The sequence below is a fragment of the Massilia sp. P2_C2 genome (genome assembly GCF_056404615.1).
The window spans coordinates 1-8,066 of the sequence record NZ_JBFUDR010000286.1 but is presented as its reverse complement, the minus strand read 5'-3'; the positions used below and the strand labels follow the sequence as shown (position 1 = coordinate 8,066).

4 protein-coding genes are annotated in these 8,066 nt (G+C 66.5%); 1 reads left to right on the top strand and 3 read right to left on the bottom strand.

Annotation, left to right across the window (positions count from 1 at the left end):
• The coding region (locus AC1DYX_RS24715) for an MmyB family transcriptional regulator (protein ID WP_477263796.1) at positions 1-728 on the top strand (728 nt) is incomplete at its 5' end.
• Positions 729-844: 116 nt separating this feature from the next.
• Here the strand turns inward: AC1DYX_RS24715 and AC1DYX_RS24710 are convergent.
• Genes AC1DYX_RS24710 through carA form a run of 3 tightly spaced genes read right to left on the bottom strand, consistent with a single transcriptional unit; the run spans position 845 to position 7,567 of the window.
• On the bottom strand, positions 845-2,560 hold the full coding sequence (locus tag AC1DYX_RS24710) for a methyl-accepting chemotaxis protein (RefSeq protein WP_477263794.1): 1,716 nt from the start codon (positions 2,558-2,560) through the stop codon (positions 845-847).
• A 29-nt stretch (positions 2,561-2,589) separates the two neighbouring features.
• Entirely contained in the window at positions 2,590-6,405 is a 3,816-nt protein-coding gene (gene carB / locus AC1DYX_RS24705; RefSeq protein ID WP_477263792.1) for a carbamoyl-phosphate synthase large subunit, read from the bottom strand.
• Complete coding sequence (gene carA, locus AC1DYX_RS24700; protein ID WP_477263790.1) at positions 6,398-7,567, bottom strand: glutamine-hydrolyzing carbamoyl-phosphate synthase small subunit; 1,170 nt, start codon at positions 7,565-7,567, stop codon at positions 6,398-6,400. Before carA ends, carB begins: the two co-directional genes overlap by 8 nt.
• Positions 7,568-8,066 lie beyond the last annotated feature (499 nt).

The window sequence follows — 8,066 nt, the reverse complement described above, 5'->3', positions numbered from 1 at the left end:
GCGCGCGCCTGACGCCCGCGCGGCCGGGCGGCCGCCGCCGCACGCCGGGCCTGCGCCGCGAGGAACTGGCCGACGCGGYCGGCCTGGGGGTCACGTGGATCACGTGGCTGGAGCAGGGCCGCGACGTGCAGGCATCGCCCGCCGCACTGGCGCGCCTGGCCGACGCGCTGCAACTGTCCGCGGCGGAGCGCGCCTCGCTGTTCGACCTCGCCGGCAGGAAGGATCCGCACGCGGGCGCGGACCACGTCGACGCGCTGTCCCCCGCCCTGCTCGCGCTGCCGGGCCTGATGTCCGCCCCGGCCTACCTGCTCGACCACACGTGGACGGCGCGCGCCTGGAACGATTCGGCCTCCGCGCTGTTCACGGGCTGGCTGGACCCCGATGCGGGCGACCGTAACCTGCTGCGCTACGTGTTCCTGCACCCGGCGGCGCGGACGCTGATCGTGGACTGGGAGACGCGGGCGCGCCGGCTGGCCGCCGAGTTCAGGGCGGACGTGCACCGGCGCCCGTCCGATCCGGATCTGCAGGCGCTGGTGGAAGCGTTGTGTGAAGAGAGTGCGCTGTTCGCCGACTCTTGGGAAAAACAGGACGTGCTGCACCGGGAAGGCGGTGAACGGCGCTTCCGCCATCCCGTGCGGCGGGAAATCGGCTACGTGCAGACCACGCTGCTCGTGGCGCTGCAGATGGAAATCAAGCTGGTGTGCCTCGCGGACGCCGACGGTGTGTAGGGTGGGGTATGTGAGGCCAGTGGTCTCACATACGAACGTGCCCACGCGTGATGCCAACACACCGCACGCGTTGCGCGTGGGCACAGGGTGCCCACCCTACCGGGATAGGCTATCAGTCAAAAGGTTTCCCACTCCTCGTTCGCGACCGTGACCTTCGTCCTGGCGACGGGCGCCGTGGCCGCGCCGTTCGCGCGCCGCGCGGGCGCGGACAGCGCACGTGCCGGGGCCGCCGGCGCGGGCTGCACGCCCCGCTGGCCCGCCACGCCGTCCAGCGTGAAGGCGCCGACGATCCGGCTCAGCACACTGGCCTGGTCCTGCAGCGACGCGGCAGCCGCCGTGGCTTCCTCGACCAGTGCCACGTTCTGCTGCGTGATCGAATCCATCTGGCCGATCGCCTGGTTGATCTGGTCGAGGCCCGCGGTCTGTTCCTGGCTCGCCTGCGTGATGTCGCCCATGATGTCCGTCACGCGCTGGATGCTGGTGACGATTTCCTTCATGGTGGCGCCGGCCTGGTCGACCAGGCGGGCGCCGCTGTCGACCTTGCCCACGGAATCGCTGATCAGTTGCTTGATTTCCTTGGCCGCGCCGGCCGAGCGCTGAGCCAGGTTGCGCACCTCGGATGCGACGACCGCGAAGCCGCGGCCCTGCTCACCGGCGCGGGCGGCTTCCACCGCCGCGTTCAGCGCGAGGATATTGGTCTGGAACGCAATCCCGTCGATGACGCCGATGATGTCCACGATCTTGCGCGACGATTCGTTGATCGACCCCATCGTGTCGACCACCTGCGCCACGACGTCGCCGCCGCGCAGCGCCACTTCCGACGCGGTGACGGCGAGCGTATTCGCCTGGCGTGCGTTGTCGGCGTTCTGGCGCACCGTGCCGGTCAGCTGTTCCATCGACGCAGCGGTCTGTTCCAGCGAGCTGGCCTGGCCGCAGGTGCGCTCCGACAGGTCCTGGTTGCCGGCCGAGATCTCGGCGGATGCGGTATTGATCGTATCGGTACTGGTGCGCACTTCCGCGACGATGGCGGCCAGGCTGGCCTTCATCTTCGACAGCGCGGCCATCAAGGTGCCGATCTCGTTGTTGCCGCGCGCATCGATCCGGCCGGTCAGGTCGCCTTCGGCCACGCGGGCCGCGATGGCGGTCGCTTCGGCCAGCGGGGACGAGATCGAGCGGATCATCGCCATGCCCACCGCAGCCCCGACCAGCGCGGCCAGCAGCAGCACGCCGCCCATCAGGTATGCGGTGTTGCGCAGGGAGGCGGCGACGTCGGCCTCGTTGGCGGCCGCGCGCTCCTTCGATGCGCGGGTGAGCGCCGCCATCGCCTCGTCGCCGACGCGGTACGACGGGTTGATCTTCTTGATCAGCACACTCTCCGCACCGTCCCAGTCGCCGGCCCGGATGGCGTCGGCGGCCRCCTTGATGTGTGCCACGCCCAGTTGGTCGCTCTTGACGAACCATTCGTCGGCCAGGCGCTTTTCGTCGGGGTTCGTGAGCGCCCCGCTGAATTCCGCCCACTTGGCCGTCGTGCTGGCCGCCAGCTTGTCGATCTGGCTGAAGTGCACGGTCAGCGGGTGGTCGTGCAACTGCGACCAGGCCAGCGTCGGGTTATGCTGCAGGGCCTGCAGGATCTGGCTGCGCGCCAGTTCCATGTCGAGGCGGATCGACTTCTGCTCGTAGGCGCTTTTCTGGTCCGCCAGGATCACGGCGCGGACCAGGCCGACCGAGCGGTCGGCGCCGTACAGGCCCATGACGCCGATCGCCATCATCATCGTCACGAGCACCCCCAGCGCCCCGACGACGAGCGTCCTGATCTTTAAATTTTCAAACATGTTCTCTCCTTTGGAATGTCTGGGTCAGGTCAAGCGCCGGCGTCGAACCGGCTGCTATTGAAGAACCGGTGGATCGCGGGGCGCAATTCCTCGACCTCGTCGAATTCGACATACGTCACGTCGACCAGGTCCTCGAGTTCGCGGATCAGGGTCGTCTTGATCGGTGCACCCTTCCACACCAGAAACAGTACCGGAGTACGCCGCCCCTGGAAGATGTGATAGCTCAACTCGAACGCACTGCTTTCGCTCATGCCGACACGGATGTTGATCATCACGTCGGCCTGGTCCAGCAATCCCAGGCGGTGGTCGCGGAAGTTCTTCGGCGTGAACGGCTTGCCCTGCTCGCGCTCGAACGACTGCTTGAACGTGCCCGCGCTCTCGGCGTGCATGCCCGTCAGGTAGTCGAACGCATACGGTGCGCCGTTGGCGCTGTCGATCAGGTGCATGACGTCRCTGATCATGCGCTGCTGGTGCGCGTCCGATTCCGTGAACGGCTGGCGGATGAACAGCTTCAACGGCGCGGTCCACGCGGCGCGCCGGCGTTCGTGCCGGCGCCGCTCGGGAATCGCGGCCGCCGCGGCAGCCAGGTCGACCTCGCTCGGCACCAGGCGGCCGCGCGCATCCGGCACCTTCGGTACCATGTCGTGCAGCGCACGCAGCGAGTACAGGCTGACGTCGTCGCTCTGGCGGATGCCCTCCAGCGCCGCCTCGGCGCCGGCGATGGTCGTGTAGAACGGCACGCCGCTGGCCAGGGCGGCCACACGCAACGCGCGCGACGAGAAAATGGCGCTGCGCTTCTCGTCCACGGTCAGCACGACCAGGGCGATCTCGCGGGCTTGCAACAGATGCAGGGCCGAGGTATCGTCCACCGTCGCGACGGGGATGGCGGCCGCCGCGATCACCGTCGCGGTGAGGTGGCCGGCGCACAGCGTGAAGCCGGCGCTGTACAGCTCGCGCGCCAGCGCGACGGTGCGCGCCTGGTCGCCGCGCTTCACGCGCAGGTAGACCCTGCCCTCGCGCGGCAAGCGCACGTTGGCCGCCAGCTGCGCCTTGCGGAACGCCGCGCCGAACGTGGCGCCGACGCCCATCACTTCGCCGGTCGATTTCATTTCCGGACCGAGCACGGTGTCCACGCCGGGGAATTTCGCGAACGGGAACACGGATTCCTTCACGCAGAAGCAGGCCGGCACGACTTCTTCCGTCACGCCCTGGCGGGCCAGCGACTGCCCGGCCATGCAACGTGCGGCGATCCTGGCCAGCTGCAGCCCGGTCGCCTTCGACACGAACGGCACCGTGCGCGAGGCGCGCGGGTTGACTTCCAGGACATAGACGTGGTCGCGCACGCGGCCGTCCACTTTCAGTTGCTGGATCGCGAACTGCACGTTCATCAGGCCGACGACGTTCAGCCCGCGCGCCATGCACGCGGTCTGGCGCTTGAGCTCCTCGACCGTTTCCGGCGCCAGCGAATAGGGCGGCAGCGAACAGGCCGAATCGCCCGAATGGATGCCCGCCTGCTCGATGTGCTCCATCACGCCGCCGATCAGGACATGCTCGCCGTCCGACACGCAGTCGACGTCGCACTCGATGGCATCGTTCAGGAAGCGGTCCAGCAGAACCGGCGAATCGTGCGACACCTTGACGGCCTCGCGCATGTAGCGCTCCAGGTCGACCTGGTCATGCACGATCTCCATCGCGCGTCCGCCCAGCACGTACGACGGACGCACCACCAGCGGGTAACCGATTTCCTCGGCCATGCGTACGGCCTCCTGCTCCGTGCGCGCAGTGCGATTGAGCGGCTGGCGCAGTTCCAGGCGGTGCAGCAGTTGCTGGAAGCGCTCGCGGTCTTCGGCCGCGTCGATCATGTCCGGCGACGTGCCGATGATCGGGACGCCATTGGCCTGGAGCGCCAGCGCCAGCTTCAGCGGCGTCTGGCCGCCGTACTGCACGATCACGCCTTCCGGCTGTTCCAGCGCGACGATTTCCAGCACGTCCTCGAGCGTCAGCGATTCGAAATACAGGCGGTCCGACGTGTCGTAGTCGGTCGACACGGTCTCCGGATTGCAGTTGACCATGATGGTCTCGTAGCCATCCTCGCGCAGCGCCAGCGCCGCGTGGACGCAGCAGTAATCGAACTCGATGCCCTGGCCGATGCGGTTCGGTCCCCCGCCGAGCACCATGATCTTGCGGTTGCCGGTGGGTTCGGCCTCGCAGTCGCCGTCATAGGTCGAATACAGGTAGGCGGTGGTGGTGGCGAACTCGGCGGCGCAGGTGTCGACGCGCTTGTACACCGGCCGCACGCCCAGCTGGTGGCGGCGCGCGCGCACTTCGTCTTCATGGGTCTTCAGCAGCGTGGCGAGGCGCCGGTCCGAGAAGCCCTGCTCCTTCAGCCGGCGCAGGATGGCCGCGTCCAGGCTGCCCAAACGCTGCGTTTCCAGCCACAGCTCGACCTCGACCAGGTCCTGGATCTGGGCCAGGAACCACGGATCGATGTGCGACAGTGCATGCACCTCGTCCAGCGAACGGCCGGCGGCGAACGCGTCGCCCACGAACCAGATGCGCTCCGGGCCGGGGGCGGCGAGTTCCGCCTCGATCACCTCGCGGCCCGACTGTTTGCGGCGCAGGCCGTCGACGCCGATGTCCAGGCCGCGCAGCGCTTTCTGGAACGATTCCTGGAACGTGCGCCCCATCGCCATCACTTCGCCGACGGACTTCATCTGCGTCGTCAGGCGGTCGTCGGCGCCGCGGAATTTTTCGAACGCAAAGCGCGGGATCTTGGTGACGACGTAGTCGATCGACGGCTCGAACGACGCCGGCATGGTGCCGCCGGTGATCTCGTTGAGCAGTTCGTCCAGGGTGAAGCCGACGGCGAGCTTCGCGGCCACGCGGGCGATCGGGAAGCCGGTCGCCTTCGAGGCCAGCGCGGACGAACGCGACACGCGCGGGTTCATCTCGATGACGATCATGCGGCCGTCAGCCGGGTTGACGGCGAACTGCACGTTCGAGCCGCCCGTGTCGACGCCGATCTCGCGCAGCACGGCGAGCGACGCATTGCGCATGATCTGGTATTCCTTGTCCGTCAGGGTCTGCGCCGGCGCCACCGTGATCGAGTCGCCCGTGTGCACGCCCATCGGATCGAGGTTCTCGATCGAGCAGACGATGATGCAGTTGTCGTTCCTGTCGCGCACCACCTCCATCTCGAATTCCTTCCAGCCGACGAGCGACTCCTCGATCAGCAGTTCGGACGTGGGGGACAGTTCCAGGCCGCGCGTGCAGATGGCGGTGAATTCCTGTGCATCGTGCGCGATGCCGCCGCCCGAGCCGCCCATCGTGAACGACGGCCGGATGATGACGGGGAAGCCCAGCTTGGCCTGCTCGGCCCAGGCCTCGGCCATGTTGTGCGCGACGCCCGAACGGGCGGAGCCGAGGCCGATCGCCGTCATGGCCGCCTTGAACCTGGCGCGGTCCTCGGCCTTGTCGATGGCTTCCGGCGTGGCGCCGATCAGCTCCACCCCGTGTTCGGCCAGCACGCCATGGCGATGCAGGTCGAGTGCGCAGTTGAGCGCCGTCTGGCCGCCCATCGTGGGCAGCACGGCGTCCGGTTTTTCGGTGGCGATGATGCGCGCCACGACTTCCCACTGGATCGGCTCGATGTACGTGACGTCGGCCATGTCCGGATCGGTCATGATCGTCGCGGGATTGCTGTTGACGAGGATGACCTTGTAGCCTTCTTCGCGCAGGGCCTTGCAGGCCTGGGCTCCCGAATAATCGAATTCGCACGCCTGGCCGATGACGATGGGGCCGGCGCCGATGATCAGGATGCTGTGGATGTCTGTGCGCTTAGGCATGGCGTGCCTCCATCAGGGAGATGAAACGGTCGAACAGGGTGCGCAGGTCGTGCGGACCCGGGGAAGCCTCGGGGTGGCCCTGGAAGCAGAAGGCCGGTTTGTCGGTACGTTCGAAACCCTGCAGCGAACCGTCGAACAGCGACACGTGGGTCACGCGGCAGTTGGCGGGCAACGTGTCCGCATCGACCGCGAAGCCATGGTTCTGCGATGTGATCAACACCTTCCCGGTGTCGAGGTCCTGCACGGGATGGTTGGCGCCGTGGTGGCCGAACTTCATCTTGACGGTCCGCGCGCCCGAGGCGAGCGCCATGATCTGGTGACCGAGGCAAATGCCGAACGTCGGCACGCCCTTCCCGATGATCTCGCGCGTCGCGGCGATCGCATAGTCGCACGGACCCGGATCGCCGGGACCGTTCGACAGGAACACGCCGTCCGGCTGGAGCGCCAGCACTTCCGCGGCAGCGGTCTGCGCCGGCACGACCGTCACACGGCAGCCACGCTGCGCCAGCATGCGCAGGATATTGGCCTTGATGCCGAAGTCGTAGGCGACGACGTGAAAGCGCGGCGCGTCCTGCCGGCCATACCCCTCGCCCAGGCGCCACTCGGTCTCGTGCCACTCGTAGCGTTCGTGGACGCTGGYGACCTTTGCCAGGTCCATGCCGCCCAGTCCCGCGAAGCCGCGCGCCAGTGCGATGGCCTCGACCGCGGACATGCCGACGGCGATGGCACCGTTCTGCGCGCCCCTGGTGCGCAGGAGACGGGTGAGCTCGCGGGTGTCGATGCCGGCGATGGCGACCACGCCCTGGTCTTTCAGGTAATCGGACAGCGCCTGGGTCGAACGGAAATTCGATGCCAGCAGCGGCAAATCCTTGATGACCAGGCCGGCGGCATGCACGCGCGCCGCGGGAACGTCGGACGATTCGCCGTCTTCCGGGTTGATGCCGGTATTGCCGATGTGTGGATAGGTCAGCGTAACGATCTGACGCATGTAACTGGGATCGGTCAGGATCTCCTGGTAACCCGTCATGGCGGTGTTGAACACGACCTCGCCGGTCGTGTGGCCGCTTGCGCCGATGGCATAACCGGTAAAGGTGCTGCCGTCCGCGAGCGCGAGTATTGCCGGGGTTGCGGTGCCCGGTGCTCGGTCGAGAGGATGTTTCATGGATGTCCTCGCAATGCGATGGTGTGTAGTGCGGGATGAAAAAAACCTGTGCGCATATGCGCTCGTGGTTGGGAACTAATGCCGTACGGCAATAATATGATCCGGAACATTACCGTATTTTCCGAAAATTCCACATGGAAATCTTTTTGTTACCCGAAAAAACGACACTTTCTGTTGCGATTTACAAACGTCAGGACTTAACAGATCGCATGGTCGGGCTGAGGGGTGCCTGAGGTCTTTTACCGCGATACGCGTGACGCATCAGGCCGCCCTCGCACTACGCGGCAAGAATTGCATTTTGTAAAAGTGTATCTGCTTTACAATTCCTGGGCTTGTACCGGCGTCAAAGCACGTCTCATCGACGCTGGATGGGCTCGTAAAGATGTTTCGATTTTTTCACTATTGCGAAAAACACCACATGCCCGACATCCGCACACCCAGCGCCGAACTTCTCGCCGAAATTGGCCAACTGCAGCAGCAAACTGCGGTCGCGCTGCAG